Raw genomic sequence first — 15,880 nt, forward strand, 5'->3', positions numbered from 1 at the left:
TAGTGCGGAGGAAGCCTGTAACCAGGGAGGCATCTGAACATGACAGACCAGTGCTGCGATTACCAGGCTTCAGCATGTGCTTTTGAAGGTTTCGCCTGGTACATAGCTTCCCGGAGCCCGGGTGCCCGCCTTTGGCAAATTGAGATTAGCACCGGAGATGTGAGCCGCGCCATAGGTTCTGGAAAAAAAATTTCGAGATGCGAAATTTGCGGCCGGGTGCCGAGTGCCGGCGCCGGTCACATTGACGCGCTTCAGCGAGCCACCTACGCTGGGTGCCACCGGCAGGGTTGACCTCCGGAACCTGGATCAGCAGACAGGAACCACTGAGCTGGAACGCAACTACGCCGACCAGTCAAGGATTCCCATGTCCCCGAAATCCGATTTCCAGCCAGCAGCCCCAGCAACGGATCCAAGCCCTCACCGACTCTGGATCAAGAACCCCCTCGCAGCTTTCACCGCCAACGGACTCGACGCCGGCGGCGGCATCGTGGTCAGCCGCGGCAAAATCGCCGAGCTCGTCCCCGCCGGAAAGCAACCTTCCGCACCCTGCCATGAAACCTTCGACGCCGGGCGCCATGTCCTGCTGCCCGGGCTCATCAACACGCACCACCACTTCTACCAAACGCTCACGCGCGCCTGGGGCCCGGTGGCCAACGCGCCACTGTTCCCTTGGCTGCAGAACCTCTATCCCGTCTGGGCCCGCCTCACCCCGGACAGCCTGGAGCTTGCCGCCAAAGTGGCCCTCGCGGAACTGCTGCTCTCCGGCTGCACCACCGCAGCCGACCACCACTACCTCTTCCCCGCGGGACTCGAGGACGCGATCGATGTTGAGGCCGGCGTCGTGCGTGAACTCGGCATGCGCGCCATGCTCACCCGCGGGTCCATGACGCTGGGCGAGGACGACGGCGGCCTGCCGCCGCGGTCCACCGTGCAGCGCCCGGAGGTGATCCTGGCGGACAGCGAAAGGCTGATCGGGAAGTACCACGAACGCGGAGACGGGGCGGTCATCCAAATTGCCTTGGCCCCTTGTTCACCGTTCTCAGTGACCAGGGAGATCATGGCCGAGAGCGCCGCCATGGCCGAACGGCTGGATGTCCGGCTCCACACGCACCTCGCCGAAACCGTCGACGAGGAAGATTTTTGCCGCGAGATGTTCGGGCTGCGCACCGTGGACTACCTGGACAGTGTGGGCTGGCTTGGCAAGCGAACCTGGCTTGGTCACGGCATCCATTTCGACGACGACGAGATCGCCCGGCTGGGTGCCGCGGGCACCGCCGTCGCGCACTGCCCGACGTCGAACATGCGGCTCGCGTCCGGCACCGCAAGGGTGTTGGAACTCGAGGCCGCCGGGGTTCCGGTGGGGCTGGGAGTGGACGGCTCGGCGTCGAACGATGCTTCCAACATGATCCTCGAAGCGCGGCAAGCGCTATACCTCCAGCGGCTCCGCTATGGCGCGGACGTCCCCGTGGAGAGAGCCCTCGGCTGGGCGACGCGGGGATCCGCCGCAGCCCTGGGCAGGACGGACATTGGCCAGATCGCCCCCGGAATGCAGGCTGACCTTGCCATGTTCACGCTGGACGGGCTGCGATTCTCCGGCAGCCACGATCCCATCGCGGCATTGTTGCTCTGCGCGGCGGACCGCGCCGACCGCGTCATGGTGGGCGGCAAGTGGCGCGTGGTGGACGGCCGGATTCCGGATCTGGACATCCCGGAACTTATTGCCAAACATACAGCCGCCGCACAGAAAATCATCAGAGGTTTGGAGTAGCCTCTCGATTAGGTCGTAGATCAGGAGGCATATCATGACCGTCCCCCAGCACAACACGCCGACCCCTCCAGGCTGGTACCCGGACCCCTCAGGCTCAGGGCAACTACGGTGGTGGGACGGCAACGCCTGGACCGGAACCGCGTGGAATCCACCGGGACAAGCCGCGGCCGCCCAGACGGGGTTAGGCCAGCCCGGCGCAGGTCAGCCCGGCACAGGTCAGCCCGGTGCAGCGTGGCCCTCGGCCGCGCGGCCAGGACAATACGGGGGGCCAGGACAATACGGGGGGCCTGGACAATTCGCCGGGCCCGGGCAATATGGGGGGCCCGGGCAATACGCGGGCCCGATCCAGCCCACGCCACGCCCGGAAATCGGCAAGCAGACCCCGGTCTACAACCCATTCATCTGGCTCGTAACGCTGCTGCCGGTGATCACGCTGATCATCCTGCTTATCTGGAACCCGGTCTTCCATCTGCGGTATGCGGGCGCCAGACGTGTGCCGGTCCTCGATCCCGGCTCCTTCGGCGTTCCATACTTCCTGCTCATCGCCACTGGTTGGCTCATCTACGGGGTCAGCGTTCTCTTGTCTTACCTCGACTGGCAAAAGCTGCAAAGGGACGGTGTGGTCCGCCCCTTCCACTGGGCATGGGCTTTCCTCGGCGCGGGAGTCTACGTGGTGGGCCGCTCCGTGATCGTCCACAAGGTCGCCCCACAGCGCGGACTCGCGCCGGTTTGGGCACTGATTGGCCTGTTTGCTCTGGGCTTCATCCTGGTGGCCGTCAAAGTGAGCATGATTGCTTCGACCATCGCCAGGGCCATGACTATGTAGATTCCCCCGGCTGACGTTCTGTCACGGAACGCAAAGCGGCGGGCGGCACCACCCCGAGAGGGGTCAGTGCCGCCCGCCTTTTGGCTCTGTTGCGAAGAGTCATTCATCCCCAGGGGCAGGCGCCCTAGGAACGCTGTTGGCCGAAGGCCGGAATTGCGCGCAGCCATCGCGAGAATGTCCCGGGCTTGCGGTCACAGTCGGCCGGAATGTAAAAGTCAGGATCCGTAGCGCCGAACGGCAGGTACAGTTCCTGGCCGGGCGCCGGGAATTCGACCACGTTGTTCTTATCCTGCGAGTCCATCTGTCCTCCTCGTTCATACGTTCAAGTTATCTGTGGCGATGCGCACCGAGACTCTCAGACATGAGAGTCATTCCGCATCTTGGAAAAGTTTTTTTGTTATATGGAAAATACTAAAGCCCTCCCGAAATCCCGTCAAGAGGCGCCCGCCGGACCGCGCTCCCGCCGTCGGACAGTGGCGGTCACATTCGGAAAGTAGATAACGATTCTCCAAGGGTGATGTACACCACTAGCAAACATGGGCTACGCTTTTTTCAATTCGTGGCGCAGGTCACGTAACCTGGGAGCAGCAGGCAGGGTCGTAATGAGCTGGCATCAACGGATGCCGGCTCTTTTTTGTTGGGTCGGCTCCACCAGAAACGCGTATGAAACACGCGCTTAATTTCATTGGTGGACCTTAGTGTTTCCACCTCATAGAAGTTGGGATATGACCATGAGCAACAACATCGTCCTCGGCGACAACCAGTACGGCAAGGCAGAAGTCCGCGTCGTCAAAGTCACCCGCGATACCGACCGCCACCAGATCGAAGACCTTAACGTCACGTCGCAATTGCGTGGCGACTTCCAGGCTGCGCACCTCCAAGGCGACAACGCACACATCGTCGCCACGGACACCCAGAAGAACACCATCTACGCCTTTGCCCGTGACGGCATCGGCTCCCCCGAGGCCTTCCTCCTGCGCCTGAGCGAACACTTCACCTCGGGCTTCGAGTGGGTCACCGGCGGCCGGTGGGAAGCCGAGGCCTACACCTGGGACCGCATCCAAGCCCACGGCTCCGAACACGACCACAGCTTTGTCCGCAAGGGTCAGGAAGTCCGCACCGCCGTCGTGGTCCGCGAAGGCAACACCACGCACGTCATTTCCGGCCTCAAGGACCTGACCGTCCTCAAGACCACGCAGTCCGGCTTCGTGGGTTATCCCCGCGACCGGTACACCACGCTGCCCGAAACCACGGACCGCATCCTCGCCACCGACGTTTCGGCCCGCTGGCGCTACAGCACCGGCCTGGACCTTGCCGGGACGGACTTCAACAAGAGCTACGAGGACATCAAAGCCCTGCTCCTGGAGGGTTTCACGGAGAACTACTCCCACGCCCTGCAGCAGACCCTTTTCGACATGGGCAAGAAGGTCCTCGAAGCCCACAGCGAAGTGGACGAGATCAAGTTCTCCATGCCCAACAAGCACCACTTCCTGGTGGACCTTAGCCCGTTCGGCCTCGACAACCCCAACGAGGTCTTCTTCGCCGCTGACCGCCCGTACGGCTTGATCGAAGCCACGGTCCAGCGCGACGACACCACGCCTGCCCCCATCGCCTGGAGCGGCATCGCCGGATTCTGCTAAGCCCCCAGCCCCCGGGTACCCGCCCAACTGACTCGCAGTAAGTGTCGTTTTGGAGCGTCAAAGCGACATCAAATGCGAGTCAGTTGGGCGGCCGTACCCAAAACTCAACATTTGTTAGCCAGACATTGTTAGCCAGACAAAGACGTCTGCCATGAACCAAGAGAGTCTGCCATGAACATCAAGAAGAAGACCCCTCCCGCAGAGCCCGTGCCGGCCCGGCCCGAGGACAAGCGCCTCTCGATCGGGAGCACATTCGCCTACGGCTTCCAGCACGTTTTGACCATGTACGGCGGGATCATCGCTCCGCCGCTCATCATTGGAGCGGCGGCAGGCATGTCCTCGCAGGATATCGGCCTCCTGATCGCGGCCTGCCTCTTCGTCGGCGGCCTCGCCACCATCCTGCAGACCATCGGCATCCCCTTCTTCGGATCGCAGCTGCCGCTGGTCCAGGGAGTGTCCTTCGCCGGCGTTTCCACCATGGTGGCGATCGTCAACGGGGGCGGCGGGATCCAAGCGGTGTTCGGCTCGGTCATGGTGGCCTCCTTGATCGGGCTGGTCATCACCCCCCTCTTCTCCAAGATCATCAAATTCTTCCCGCCCGTCGTCACAGGTACAGTCATCACCACTATCGGGCTAACCCTCATGCCGGTTGCAGCCAACTGGGCCATGGGCGGCAACAGCACCGCGCCCAACTACGGCAGCGTGGCGAATATCGGCCTCGCCGCGGCCACGATGGGAATCGTCCTGCTTCTCAGCAAGATCGGCAATGCGGCCATCTCGCGCTTGTCCATCCTGCTTGCCATGGTGATCGGAACCATCATTGCCCTCGCCACGGGAATGGCTGATTTCTCCAAGGTCGGCCAGGGTCCGGTGGTGGCCTTCCCCACCCCCTTCGCCTTCGGCGCCCCAACCTTCGAGATCGCCTCAATCGTCTCCATGCTGATCGTCATCCTGGTCACCCTGACCGAGACCTCGGCGGACATCATCGCCGTCGGCGAAATCGTGGGAACCAAGGTCGATTCCAAGCGCATCGGCAACGGCCTTCGAGCGGACATGCTCTCCAGCGCCGTCTCGCCGATCTTCAATTCCTTCACCCAGAGCGCCTTTGCCCAGAACGTCGGCCTCGTGGCAATCACCGGCATCAAGAGCCGCTTCGTGGTGAGCGCCGGCGGACTCATCCTGGTGGTGCTCGGTGTGCTGCCCGTCCTGGGCCGGGTCGTCGCGGCGGTTCCGACGCCCGTCCTGGGCGGCGCCGGCGTCGTACTCTTTGGAACCGTGGCCGCCAGCGGTATCCGGACGCTCTCCAAGGTGGAGTACCGCAACAACATGAACCTGATCATCGTGGCTGCATCCATCGGCTTCGGCATGATCCCGATCGCGGCCCCGAAATTCTACGACCAGTTCCCTGCGTGGTTTAGCACGATCTTCCACTCAGGCATCAGCTCGGCGGCCCTCATGGCAATCCTTCTCAATGTCCTGTTCAACCACTTCAAGGCCGGCAACTCGGACAACCAGTCGGTGTTCGTGGCAGGGACGGGACGCGTGGTCAGCGAAGCGGACATTGCCTGCCTCGCGCACGGCGACCGTTTCGAGAACGGCAAGCTGATCGACGCCGAAGGCAAGGAAGTGCCGCTCAAGTCAACCACCCCAACCACCGCCGTCGAGCACTGACGGCTCTTAATCGCAAATGCCGCCCCACACACGTGTCGGGCGGCATTTGCGTCAGCGTTTCCGCGCGAACAGGCAGCTAATGCCCCTACTTCGCAAGAAAAGGGGCAACAACTGCCAGTTCGCGCGAGAAAGGCGCGAAAAGGGGGCGCTAGTTCTGGTTCAGCTCGTCGGAAATCGCCTGCGCTGCTTCGCGAAGGAGAGGAACCGCACGGTCGGCAAAGTGCTGGTCTACACGGGACACCGGTCCGGAAACGGAGATAGCCGTCGGCGTGGGCGCATTGGGGACGGCCATCGCGAAGCAACGGACGCCGACCTCCTGCTCTTCCTCGTCGATCGAATAGCCACGTTCGCGGATCCGGTTCAAGTCAGCAAGGAGGGAATCGATGTCCCCGATGCTCTTTGCCGTGGGAGTGGGCATGCCCGTGCGGGCCACGATGCCGCGGACCACCTCGTCATCCAGCTGGGCCAGGATGGCCTTGCCGACGCCGGTGTCGTGCGTATGGGCCCGACGGCCCACCTCGGTGAACATGCGCATTGAGTGCAGGGATGGAACCTGGGCCACGTAGATGACCATGTCGGAATCCAGCACAGCCATGTTGGACGTCTCGCCGAGCCGGTCCACGAGTGACTTCAGCTGGGGACGCGCCAAGGCTCCGAGCTGCTTGCTGGCCCCCTCTCCCAGCCGAATGAGCCGGGGGCCCAGGGCGTAGCGACGATTAGGCAGTTGCCGGATGTAGCCGAGGGACACCAAGGTGCGCAGCAGGCGGTGGATGGTGGGGAGCGGCAGGTCTGTTGACGACGACAGCTCGCTCAACGTCACGTCTCCGCCGGCGTCGGTGATGAGTTCCAGCAGTTCGAAGACGCGCTCGACGGACTGCACGCCTCCCGAGGGCTTTTCAGCCATTCCGTTGTCTCCTATGGCTCGGAATCTGACAACTCTTATCCGCATCGTGAAAAGAATTGCTTAGAACACTCAAGATACAGCACGCGACGCCGGAATGCTTACCCACACAACGAGGGCTTGTGTTTCCACTTTGTAGATAATAATATCCATAATACGAAAACATTCGTTTGAGCGGAGGCCCGTTACGGGCCTGTACGAGGAGGAAATTCAATGGCGAACCCGAGCCCCGGAAATTCGATCACCCTGCGCGTCGCCGCGCCGTCGAGCTTCACCGCCACAAGCGAGCTGGCGGCGGCCGTCGCTGCCGCAGGCGCAGCCGTCACCGCGCTGGACGTGAGCGAGTCCCACCACGACACCCTGGTTGTCGACGTCACGTGCAACACAACAGACGAAGACCACGCAAACCGCGTCAAAGACGCCCTCAACGCGCTCGACGGCGTCACCGTCCAGCACGTCTCGGACCGCACCTTCCTCATGCACCTGGGCGGCAAGCTCGAGGTCGTCCCCAAGGTGGCCCTGCGCAACCGCGACGACCTCTCGCGCGCCTACACTCCCGGCGTCGCACGCGTCTGCCTCGCCATCGCCGAAGACCCGGCCGCTGCCCGCAACCTCACGGTCAAACGGAACACCATCGCCGTCGTCACTGATGGTTCCGCGGTCCTTGGCCTCGGCAACATCGGCCCCGCCGCCGCACTGCCGGTCATGGAAGGCAAGGCCGCGCTGTTCAAGCAGTTTGCCAACGTCGATGCGTGGCCGGTCTGCCTGGACACCCAGGACACCGAAGACATCATCAAGATCGTCAAGGCCCTGGCTCCGGTCTATGGCGGCGTCAACCTCGAGGACATCGCCGCTCCGCGCTGCTTCGAAATCGAGAGGCGGCTCCGCGACGAGCTGGACATCCCCGTCTTCCACGACGACCAGCACGGCACGGCGATCGTCACCCTCGCCGCCCTCGTCAACGCGCTACGCGTAGTAGACAAGAAGCTCTCCGAGGTCAAGATCGTGGTCTCCGGCGTCGGCGCTGCGGGCTCAGCCATCATCCAGCTCCTCAAGGCCCAGGGCGCGCAGCACATCGTCGCGGCGGGCCGTTCCGGCGCCATCCACTCGGGCGAAAAGTACGACGACGAGCACCGCACCTGGATCGCCGCGAACACCAACGAGGCAGGCTTCTCCGGCACGCTGCACGAAGCCCTCAAGGGTGCCGATGTTTTCATCGGCGTCAGCGCTCCACACGTGATCGGCGAAGAGCAGGTCGCCTCGATGGCCGAGGACGCGATCGTTTTCGCCATGGCCAACCCCACCCCGGAAATCGACCCGGTGATTGCGTCCAAGCACGCCGCGGTGGTCGCCACCGGCCGGAGCGACTTCCCGAACCAGATCAACAACGTGCTGGCCTTCCCGGGCTTCTTCCGCGGACTGCTCGACGCCGGAGCATCGGACATCATCCCGGAGATGCTCGTAGCTGCCGCAGAGGCTATCGCCAACCGGGTTGCGGATGATGAACTGAATGCGAGCTACATTATCCCCAGCGTCTTCGATCCCCACGTTGCCGCCGACGTGGCCAATGCGGTTGCGCAAGCGGCAGCTGCAGCGTCCGCCACGGCCACTAGCGCTCTCTAGGAAAGGACCACCCCATGGCTCTCATCGTCACAGACCCCCGGCCGATCGAACGCGCCGAGGAAATCCTGACTCCCAAGGCGCTGGCCTTCGTGGAGGAACTGCACCGCCGCTTCGCCGGCACCCGCAGCGAGCTCCTCGCGGCCCGCACGGCCAAGCGTGAAGAAGTGGCCCGTACCGGCCGCCTCGACTTCCTTCCGGAAACGCAGGGCATCCGCGACGGCGACTGGAAAGTTGCCGAGGCACCCGCGGCCTTGCAGGACCGGAGGGTTGAGATGACAGGCCCGGCTTCCCCCGCCAAAATGGCCATCAACGCCCTCAACTCCGGCGCCAAGGTATGGCTCGCCGACCTCGAGGACGCCAGCACTCCGACCTGGGCGAACGTCATCGACGCCATCCTCAACCTCCGCGACGCCGCCCAGGGCACCCTGAGCTACACCTCCCCGGAAGGCAAGGAGTACCGGCTCCGCACGGACGCGCCGCTCGCCGTCGTCGTCGCGCGCCCCCGTGGCTGGCACATGGACGAACGGCACCTGTTGTTCGACGGCGAACCCACCGTGGGCGCGCTGGTGGACTTCGGCCTGCACTTCTTTCACGTGGCCAAGCAGCTCCTGCTCAACGGCCAGGGCCCGTACTATTACCTGCCCAAGATGGAAAGCCACCTCGAGGCCCGGCTGTGGAACGACATCTTCGTCTTCGCCCAGGACTACCTCGGGATCCCGCAGGGCAGCGTCCGCGCCACCATGCTGATCGAGACCATCCCGGCCGCGTTCGAAATGGACGAGTTCCTCTACGAGCTGCGCGACCACGCTTCCGGCCTGAACGCCGGCCGCTGGGACTACCTGTTCAGCATCGTGAAGTACTTCCGCGATGCCGGCGAGTCCTTCATCCTGCCGGACCGTGCGTCCGTGGTCATGACGGCCCCGTTCATGCGCGCTTATACGGAACTGCTGGTCAAGACCTGCCATAAGCGCGGCGCTTTCGCAATGGGCGGCATGGCAGCGGTCATCCCGAACCGCCGCGAACCCGAAGTCACGGCACAGGCCTTCGAGAAGGTCCGGGCCGACAAGACCCGCGAAGCCAACGACGGTTTCGACGGTTCCTGGGTGGCCCACCCGGATCTGGTCTCCACCTGCCGCGAAGTGTTCGACTCGGTCCTGGGCGACAAGCCGAACCAGCTGGACAAGCAGCGGCCCGAGGTCTCCGTCACAGCCGAACAGTTGCTGGACATTTCCTCCGCCGGTGGCCACGTGACCGAGGCCGGGCTTCGCCTGAACCTCTACGTCGCTGTTGCGTACACCGCCGTATGGCTCTCCGGCAGCGGCGCTGTTGCCATCCACAATCTCATGGAAGACGCCGCCACCGCGGAAATCTCCCGTTCCCAGGTGTGGCAGCAGATCCGCAACAAGTCCGTCCTGGCTGACACCGGCAACACGGTGACCCGCGAACTGGTCACCCGTATCCTGGGCGAGGAGACCGATCGTCTGCGCAGCGAGGTTGACGCCGAGTCCTTCGAGAAGTTCTACGAGCCCGCCAGCCGCCTCATCGGGGACATCTGTCTCTCCGAGGACTACACGGACTTCCTCACCACTCCCGCTTACGAGCTGGTGTAGGGATGGGCGCATCCTCCTTCCAGGCTTCCTTGACTCCGGCAGATCTCGCCGCGATCGACTCGCAGCTTGCCGCCACCGACCAGCTCCTGGAGCGCAACTACCCCGGCGACAACGGCACACGCCAGCCCGTGCACACGGTGTACGTCGCGGCGGACCGTTTCACGCCGTCGCTCTCCGCTGAATGGGGCGCCCAGGCGATCACGACGGCGGAGGCCCACGGCGGTCTCGAAAGGCTCGGCACATTGCTGGGCCAGGAGCCCGAGCTGGCTGCCGCCGTCGCCACCCGTGTGGCTGCCAAGCTCCGCAGCGAACCGATCGAAGACGTGCGCCTCGACTTCGAAGACGGCTACGGCGATCGCGGCGACGAAACGGAAGACGTCGCAGCGGTCGCGGCGGCCCAGGCTGTCAGCGAAGCCGTTGCCGCGGGCTCGGCCCCGCCGTTCATCGGGATCAGGTTCAAGTGCTTCGAGGCCTCCACCCGGGCACGTGGCTTGAAGACCTTGGATCTGTTCGTCTCCACCTTGGCATCCGCAGGAGAGCTCCCGGAGGGCCTCATCCTGACGCTGCCGAAGGTCACCACGGTGGCCCAGGTGCAGGCAATGGACTTCGCGGTCTCGCGTTTGGAAGAGATCCACTCCCTTCCGGCAGGCCGGCTCCGCTTCGAAGTCCAGGTCGAGACGCCACAGCTCATCCTGGGCCCGGAGGGAACCTCCCCCGTGGCTCAGCTCCCGCACGCAGTTCCGGGCCGCATCAGCGCGCTGCATTACGGCACCTACGATTACTCGGCCTCGTTGCAGATCTCGGCCGAGTACCAGTCCATGGAGCACCCGGTGGCGGATTTCGCGAAGGAAGTCATGCAGTTGGCTGTTGCGGGGACGGGTATCCGGCTCTCCGATGGCTCCACCAATATCATCCCGGTGGGCGACAACGTGGAAAACGCGTGGAAGCTGCACGGCCGTTTGGTGCGGCGTTCCCTTGAACGTGGCTACTACCAGGGCTGGGACCTCCATGCTGCCCAGTTGCCGAGCCGTTTCGCGGCAACGTACGCCTTCTACCGCGAGGGCCTGCCTGCCGCAGCGGCCCGCCTCCGCAACTACGTGGAGCGTACCGAAGGCGGCGTCATGGACGAACCCGCAACCGCCCGGGCCTTGGCCGCTTTCGTTCTCCGCGGCGTCCAGTGCGGGGCGGTAGGTTCCGAAGAAGTGCTGGCGCTTGCCGGCGTCGAACTCTCCCGGCTGACTGCACTGGCGCATCCCCGGCTCGCACACACCACCTCCAACTAAGGATCCAATGATGGGCAAGTACTACTATCCTCAAGGCGGCCTGCCGCCGCAGACCCACCTCACCACGGAACGCGCGATCGTGACGGAGGCCTACACGGTCATCCCAAAGGGCGTCCTGACCGACATCGTGACCAGCAACCTGCCTGGATTCTCCAACACGCGTTCCTGGATTATTGCCCGCCCGATCTCCGGATTCGCCACCACGTTCTCCCAGCTGATCGTTGAGATCGGTCCGGGAGGCGGTGCTCCCAAGGCCGAGTTCGAGGCAGGCGTCGAAGGCGTCGTCTTCGTCACCAAGGGCAAAGTCAACCTGACCCTTGACGGTGAACTGCACCGGCTCGAGGAGGGTGGATACGCCTATCTGGCTGCCGGTTCCACATGGGGCCTGGAAAACGTCTCGGATGACATCGTCTCCTTCCACTGGATCCGCAAGGCCTACGAGCGCCTTGAGGGCTACGAAGCCAAGTCCTTCGTCACGAGTGATGCTGAAGTCGAGGCCGGCGAAATGCCGGACGTCAATGGCGTCTGGGCAACCACCCGTTTCGCGGACCCCAATGACCTGGCCCATGACATGCACGTGAACATCGTGACATTCCAGCCCGGCGGGGTCATCCCATTCCCGGAGACCCACGTCATGGAGCACGGCCTGTACGTCCTTGAGGGCAAGGGCATGTACCTGCTCAACAACGACTGGGTGGAAGTCGAGGCAGGCGACTTCATGTGGCTGCGCGCTTTCTGCCCGCAGGCTTGCTACGCCGGCGGCCCGGGTCCGTTCCGGTACTTGCTGTACAAGGACGTCAACCGGCAGATCAAGCTAACCTAGTCCTCCCCCGGCTACCCAACTGACTCGCATTTAATGTCGTTATGAGCGCTCATAGCGACATTAAATGCGAGTCAGTTGGGTTCGGGACGCACCCGTGTCTCCAGCGTTGACCCCCTCGCTTCCGAAGAGGACGATCGAAACTACGGGGGCACTGGCGCCTAGCTGTTGCCCCGGGATAGCTTCAGGAGGCAGTCATGCAGGCTGCGCGGGTAGCCCCGACTTCCCGATCGAGAGCTACCCCTTCGCTTGCAAGACTCCTGGTGGCCGCCAGTGTTGTCCTCACCTTGTCTTCCTCCGCGTGCACCTACCCCCTGACACCTGAATCCCCGCCAAGTACCTCAGCGTCTGCATCGCCAACAGCACTGCCCGAATCCCCCGCCGTGGATTTCTTCGCCCATGAAATGCTCAGCCGGGGCGCACCGGCGGTGGTCGTCCGGATCAAAGTCCGGGGACGCGAATGGTCCCAGGCCTACGGCAGCCAGGACGTCGAAACCGGGGAACCTGCCGCCGTCAACGACCTGATCCAGGCTGGCGGCATCACCCAGTCCATGGTGGCAGTTTCAGTGCTCAAACTGGTGGAGGAGGGCAAGGTGGGGCTCGACGACGCCATCACGGAGTACTTGCCGGACTTCGAACAGCTCGTCCATCCGCCGGGACCAGTGACGGTCCGTTCCCTGCTGAACCACAGCTCCGGGCTGCCCGACGCGCCGGAAGCCATCTTGAAGGCCATGACGCCCAAGCAGGCCATGAACACGAGGTTCGGCATCCAGGATTATCTTCGGATGGCCGGAACCGTGCCATGGGGGTCCGCGCACTTCCAGCCCTTCCGCTACTCGGGCGCCAACTACTACGCCTTGGCCGCGCTCGTCGAAAAGCTCCGTGGCCAGCCGATTGGCCACGTCTTGGCTTCGGACATCTTCGTTCCGCTCGGAATGAACCACACATCACTGTCCGCCGAGCCGGTCCTGGATGCGCGCGACATGATCCAGAGCTACGAATTCATCGACGGCGAGCGCGTCAACGCCTCTCAGCCGGGGTTTCTCCTGGGTTCTCCCGCAGAGGGAGTCATCACCACGGTCGGCGATATCAACACCTTCTACGCTGCGCTCATGGAGGGCCGGCTACTCAGTGCGAACACCCTCCGGGAAATGCAAACCATTTGGGAAGAGAACTACGGACTCGGACTGCAGCGTTGGAATGACGAATGCACCAACGGTTTCTACTACGGCCACGGCGGCAGCACATGGTTTGCCAGCATCGCCTTCTCCACGAGCGACGGGACACGCCAGATCGCCGTGAGCTTCGCCTACCCGTCTGACACGACCAAGCACCTTGAATCCTTGGACGGTAGCAGCCAGCCGGAGTTCCAGCAGCTCCGGGACGTCGCCGTTGCTGCCATGAACGGCCTCTGCTGAGTAATATCCATGGCGGCTACTGCGCAGGTTCCTCCTCTTTGGGCTCCGGGTCCGTGGGGGTCCACGTGAGCTTGACCGTGGCTCCGTCGTTGTTTTCGTCGATCCTCATGCACAGTTCCTCGCCGTAGAGGAACTCATGTTCAAAATGCCGTCCATCAATGCGGGCCGCATCCAGGAGCTTCGTCATTGCCGTTGCCATCGCCCGGCCCCAGTCATGCGGATTCTTGCTGGACGCTGCTTCAAGGGCTGAATAGCTGACCATGCATCAATTGTTCTCCGCGGCGGGGAGTTCTGCCAGACCTGAGTCTGGTTCGGACAACGGGGCCCGACGGCGCAAGGCACGTGCCGCCGTCGGGCGCCTCAGCCTTCGGTGGGCTTAGTCTTCGGTGGGTGTGGTCCGGTTCGAGTGGTAGTCCCGCCAACTGTGTTCCGGGGAGAACCCCAGGACGCGTCTGGCCTTGTCGATGGACAGCATGGTTTCGTGTTCTTCCAATTCCTTGGTCACGCTGACCCCAGGGAAGACTTCGGCGGCGAGGCTGGCGCTTGAGCGGCCCATGACCGAGTCCGCCGCCGCAATGATGAACGCGTCGAAACCCGGTTTGCCGTTCTCCAAAGCACGCGCCACTGCTTGAGCACCGTCTCGCCCGTCGATGTAGGCCCAAAGGTTCCACTTGCGAAGTTTCGCGTCGGCATCAAAGGACGGGAAGGCTTCGTAGTCCTCCGGGTCCATCACGTTGGAGAACCTCAAGGCCACGATGCTCAGTTGGGGATCCCAGCGCGTAAGTTCGATGGCCATCTGTTCTTCCAGGTGCTTCACCAGGGAATAGGTGCTTTCCGGTCGCGCCGGATATGCCTCGTCCACCGGGATATAAGGAGGATCGACGTCGAACGGCAGCCCCAGCACTGTCTCGCTGGAGGCGTAGACAACTTTCTTGATTCCCGCCCGTCTGGCGGCCTGGAAGACGTTGTAGGTGGAGAGCATGTTGTTTTCGAAGGTTGCGACGTCCGGAAGCAGCCCTGGAGCCGGGATTGCGCCGAGGTGGACGATGGCGTCGAACCCGTCATGGCGATCGTCCAATCCAAGGAGCACGTCCACAACCTGGCCGTAGTTGCGGAGGTCTACTGTGACTGTACCGCGCTCCCTCCCGCCCGCGCGGTCCAAATTCATGACATCGTGCCCGGCGGCGCTCAGCCTGCGGACCACGCTCTTGCCCAGTTTTCCGCTTCCTCCGGTTACCGCGATTCTCACGAAGCACTCCTCGAGTTCGTCCTGATGGCTAGATCGTCCTGATGGCGCGAAATGGCGGGGGCGGCTCAGCCCGCAGGGTCCGGCTGCAGGCGAAGCCCTGCTGCCGCCATATCTGCCGCCAATATACCGCTGAGCTTGGCATGCCCGGCAGCGTTCAGGTGCACGCCGTCCACGAGATCCCCTGCGACGTGATATTTAGTGATCCAGTCGCCGACGCTGAAGAACGGGGCCCCGGCTTTCGCCGCGATGGTGCCCAGCAGTGCGTCGACCTGGGTGCGGCGGCCTCCGCCGTCGTCGGCGCCCTTGGCGAGAGTTCCGATCATCGCGATCTTGGCCAGCGGATATCGCTTCCTGAGAGTCACGATGAGCCTGTTGGCGTTGGCCGTGATCTGCTCATCGCTCGCGTTGCGGGCGGCGTCGTTGCCGCCGCCTTGGATCACGATCAATGGTGGCGTCCCAAAAGGCAGCACCCAGTCTCCGCGTTGCAGCGCATCGATGTAATTGCCTGTGGTGGCCGTTGCCGCCACGAAGCCTGTTCCGCCACGGCCCACGGTGTACACCTTGTAACCGATGGAGCCCAGTGCCGCCCGCGGCCAGGATCCCTCAGGCTGCGATTGCGAGTCGCCGATAAGGACGGCAGTGTGCCGCACGTCAGCGAGGATGACTTCGTTCCGGTTGTTACTCGGGTTCTTGTAGAGGGACCCCACCGGAAGCTTGAGCGGGTCCTCGCCGGTGACCGGTTTCTTGGGAGCTTGGGCCGCTGCTGCCGGGCTTCCGGAGGGCGCTACGGGCGCCGCCGTCTGCGGCCCGTCGGAGGACGTGGTGGGCGCCGGTGCGCAGCCCGCCAGCACCAAACCGGCGGCGATCACGGCTGCAGCGAAATGGAATGTGCGCGGTTTGTGCATCGTCCTGTCCCGGGCTTGCTTTCTCTTGGTCTCAACGTGGAAATGTGGCTCAACGTGCAAATGCGGCTGTCCTGCCCATTTGCGAGCGAGAAAATCGACCGGAGAACCTGCTACGTCGGAGTCTATTGGATCAGGGCAAGGCTCGTCACAACGAAGGGGGAACTAT

General features: G+C 63.5%; 14 protein-coding genes. 9 read left to right on the forward strand and 5 right to left on the reverse strand.

The window, feature by feature from the left end; translation table 11 throughout:
• Positions 1-364 precede the first annotated feature (364 nt).
• Positions 365-1,768, forward strand: coding sequence for an 8-oxoguanine deaminase (locus A3M3_RS0104945; protein ID WP_051423294.1), 1,404 nt, complete (start codon positions 365-367; stop codon positions 1,766-1,768).
• Positions 1,769-1,802: 34 nt separating this feature from the next.
• The gene (locus tag A3M3_RS27280; protein ID WP_081736690.1) at positions 1,803-2,594 is read left to right on the forward strand and encodes a DUF2510 domain-containing protein; all 792 of its coding nucleotides are present in this window, start codon (positions 1,803-1,805) and stop codon (positions 2,592-2,594) included.
• A gap of 124 nt (positions 2,595-2,718) precedes the next feature.
• Here A3M3_RS27280 and A3M3_RS28410 read toward each other — a convergent pair whose 3' ends face one another.
• Positions 2,719-2,895 (reverse strand): hypothetical protein, encoded by a 177-nt coding sequence (locus A3M3_RS28410; protein WP_197023118.1) that lies wholly within the window; start codon positions 2,893-2,895, stop codon positions 2,719-2,721.
• A gap of 424 nt (positions 2,896-3,319) precedes the next feature.
• On the opposite strand from A3M3_RS28410, the gene pucL reads away from it, so the two are divergent.
• Together pucL and A3M3_RS0104965 are read left to right on the forward strand one after the other, a co-directional pair.
• Positions 3,320-4,234 carry a factor-independent urate hydroxylase gene (gene pucL / locus A3M3_RS0104960; RefSeq protein WP_028265419.1) on the forward strand — a complete coding sequence of 305 codons (915 nt, stop codon included), beginning with the start codon at positions 3,320-3,322 and terminating at the stop codon, positions 4,232-4,234.
• Positions 4,235-4,405: 171 nt separating this feature from the next.
• On the forward strand, positions 4,406-5,905 hold the full coding sequence (locus A3M3_RS0104965; protein WP_028265420.1) for a nucleobase:cation symporter-2 family protein: 1,500 nt from the start codon (positions 4,406-4,408) through the stop codon (positions 5,903-5,905).
• Positions 5,906-6,053: 148 nt separating this feature from the next.
• On the opposite strand, the gene A3M3_RS0104970 is transcribed toward A3M3_RS0104965, so the two are convergent.
• Positions 6,054-6,809 carry an IclR family transcriptional regulator gene (locus A3M3_RS0104970; protein ID WP_028265421.1) on the reverse strand — a complete coding sequence of 252 codons (756 nt, stop codon included), beginning with the start codon at positions 6,807-6,809 and terminating at the stop codon, positions 6,054-6,056.
• 210 nt (positions 6,810-7,019) lie between these two features.
• On the opposite strand from A3M3_RS0104970, the gene A3M3_RS0104975 reads away from it, so the two are divergent.
• The 5 genes from A3M3_RS0104975 to A3M3_RS23805 all read left to right on the forward strand — a co-directional run bounded on the left by A3M3_RS0104975 (position 7,020) and on the right by A3M3_RS23805 (position 13,560).
• A complete protein-coding gene (locus A3M3_RS0104975) occupies positions 7,020-8,429 on the forward strand; it encodes an NAD-dependent malic enzyme (RefSeq protein ID WP_028265422.1) in 1,410 nt (469 codons plus the stop codon).
• A gap of 14 nt (positions 8,430-8,443) precedes the next feature.
• Complete coding sequence (gene aceB / locus A3M3_RS0104980; protein WP_028265423.1) at positions 8,444-10,039, forward strand: malate synthase A; 1,596 nt, start codon at positions 8,444-8,446, stop codon at positions 10,037-10,039.
• 2 nt (positions 10,040-10,041) lie between these two features.
• On the forward strand, positions 10,042-11,322 hold the full coding sequence (locus tag A3M3_RS0104985; protein WP_028265424.1) for a DUF6986 family protein: 1,281 nt from the start codon (positions 10,042-10,044) through the stop codon (positions 11,320-11,322).
• Between the two features lie 10 nt (positions 11,323-11,332).
• Complete coding sequence (locus A3M3_RS0104990) at positions 11,333-12,145, forward strand: bifunctional allantoicase/(S)-ureidoglycine aminohydrolase (protein ID WP_028265425.1); 813 nt, start codon at positions 11,333-11,335, stop codon at positions 12,143-12,145.
• Between the two features lie 260 nt (positions 12,146-12,405).
• Positions 12,406-13,560: a serine hydrolase domain-containing protein gene (locus tag A3M3_RS23805; protein ID WP_197023120.1), complete on the forward strand. Its 1,155-nt coding sequence runs from the start codon at positions 12,406-12,408 to the stop codon at positions 13,558-13,560.
• A 16-nt stretch (positions 13,561-13,576) separates the two neighbouring features.
• Here A3M3_RS23805 and A3M3_RS0105000 read toward each other — a convergent pair whose 3' ends face one another.
• The 3 genes from A3M3_RS0105000 to A3M3_RS0105010 form a co-directional block, all read right to left on the reverse strand.
• Positions 13,577-13,822, reverse strand: coding sequence for a hypothetical protein (locus tag A3M3_RS0105000; RefSeq protein WP_028265426.1), 246 nt, complete (start codon positions 13,820-13,822; stop codon positions 13,577-13,579).
• 114 nt (positions 13,823-13,936) lie between these two features.
• Positions 13,937-14,809 (reverse strand): NAD-dependent epimerase/dehydratase family protein, encoded by an 873-nt coding sequence (locus A3M3_RS0105005; protein WP_028265427.1) that lies wholly within the window; start codon positions 14,807-14,809, stop codon positions 13,937-13,939.
• Between the two features lie 65 nt (positions 14,810-14,874).
• Positions 14,875-15,714: an SGNH/GDSL hydrolase family protein gene (locus tag A3M3_RS0105010; protein WP_028265428.1), complete on the reverse strand. Its 840-nt coding sequence runs from the start codon at positions 15,712-15,714 to the stop codon at positions 14,875-14,877.
• Between the last annotated feature and the right edge of the window lie 166 nt (positions 15,715-15,880).

The organism is Arthrobacter sp. MA-N2, assembly GCF_000517125.1.
Taxonomy (GTDB): Bacteria; Actinomycetota; Actinomycetes; order Actinomycetales; family Micrococcaceae; genus Arthrobacter; species Arthrobacter methylotrophus.

Coding starts and splice junctions, on each gene's coding strand:
- A3M3_RS0105000 (WP_028265426.1), bottom strand. CDS start 13,822: ATGGTCAGCTATTCAGCCCTTGAAGCAGCGTCCAGCAAGAATCCGCAT.
- A3M3_RS0104970 (WP_028265421.1), bottom strand. CDS start 6,809: ATGGCTGAAAAGCCCTCGGGAGGCGTGCAGTCCGTCGAGCGCGTCTTC.
- A3M3_RS27280 (WP_081736690.1), top strand. CDS start 1,803: ATGACCGTCCCCCAGCACAACACGCCGACCCCTCCAGGCTGGTACCCG.
- A3M3_RS0104985 (WP_028265424.1), top strand. CDS start 10,042: ATGGGCGCATCCTCCTTCCAGGCTTCCTTGACTCCGGCAGATCTCGCC.
- pucL (WP_028265419.1), top strand. CDS start 3,320: ATGACCATGAGCAACAACATCGTCCTCGGCGACAACCAGTACGGCAAG.
- A3M3_RS0104975 (WP_028265422.1), top strand. CDS start 7,020: ATGGCGAACCCGAGCCCCGGAAATTCGATCACCCTGCGCGTCGCCGCG.
- A3M3_RS0104945 (WP_051423294.1), top strand. CDS start 365: ATGTCCCCGAAATCCGATTTCCAGCCAGCAGCCCCAGCAACGGATCCA.
- A3M3_RS0104965 (WP_028265420.1), top strand. CDS start 4,406: ATGAACATCAAGAAGAAGACCCCTCCCGCAGAGCCCGTGCCGGCCCGG.
- aceB (WP_028265423.1), top strand. CDS start 8,444: ATGGCTCTCATCGTCACAGACCCCCGGCCGATCGAACGCGCCGAGGAA.
- A3M3_RS28410 (WP_197023118.1), bottom strand. CDS start 2,895: ATGGACTCGCAGGATAAGAACAACGTGGTCGAATTCCCGGCGCCCGGC.
- A3M3_RS0104990 (WP_028265425.1), top strand. CDS start 11,333: ATGGGCAAGTACTACTATCCTCAAGGCGGCCTGCCGCCGCAGACCCAC.
- A3M3_RS0105010 (WP_028265428.1), bottom strand. CDS start 15,714: ATGCACAAACCGCGCACATTCCATTTCGCTGCAGCCGTGATCGCCGCC.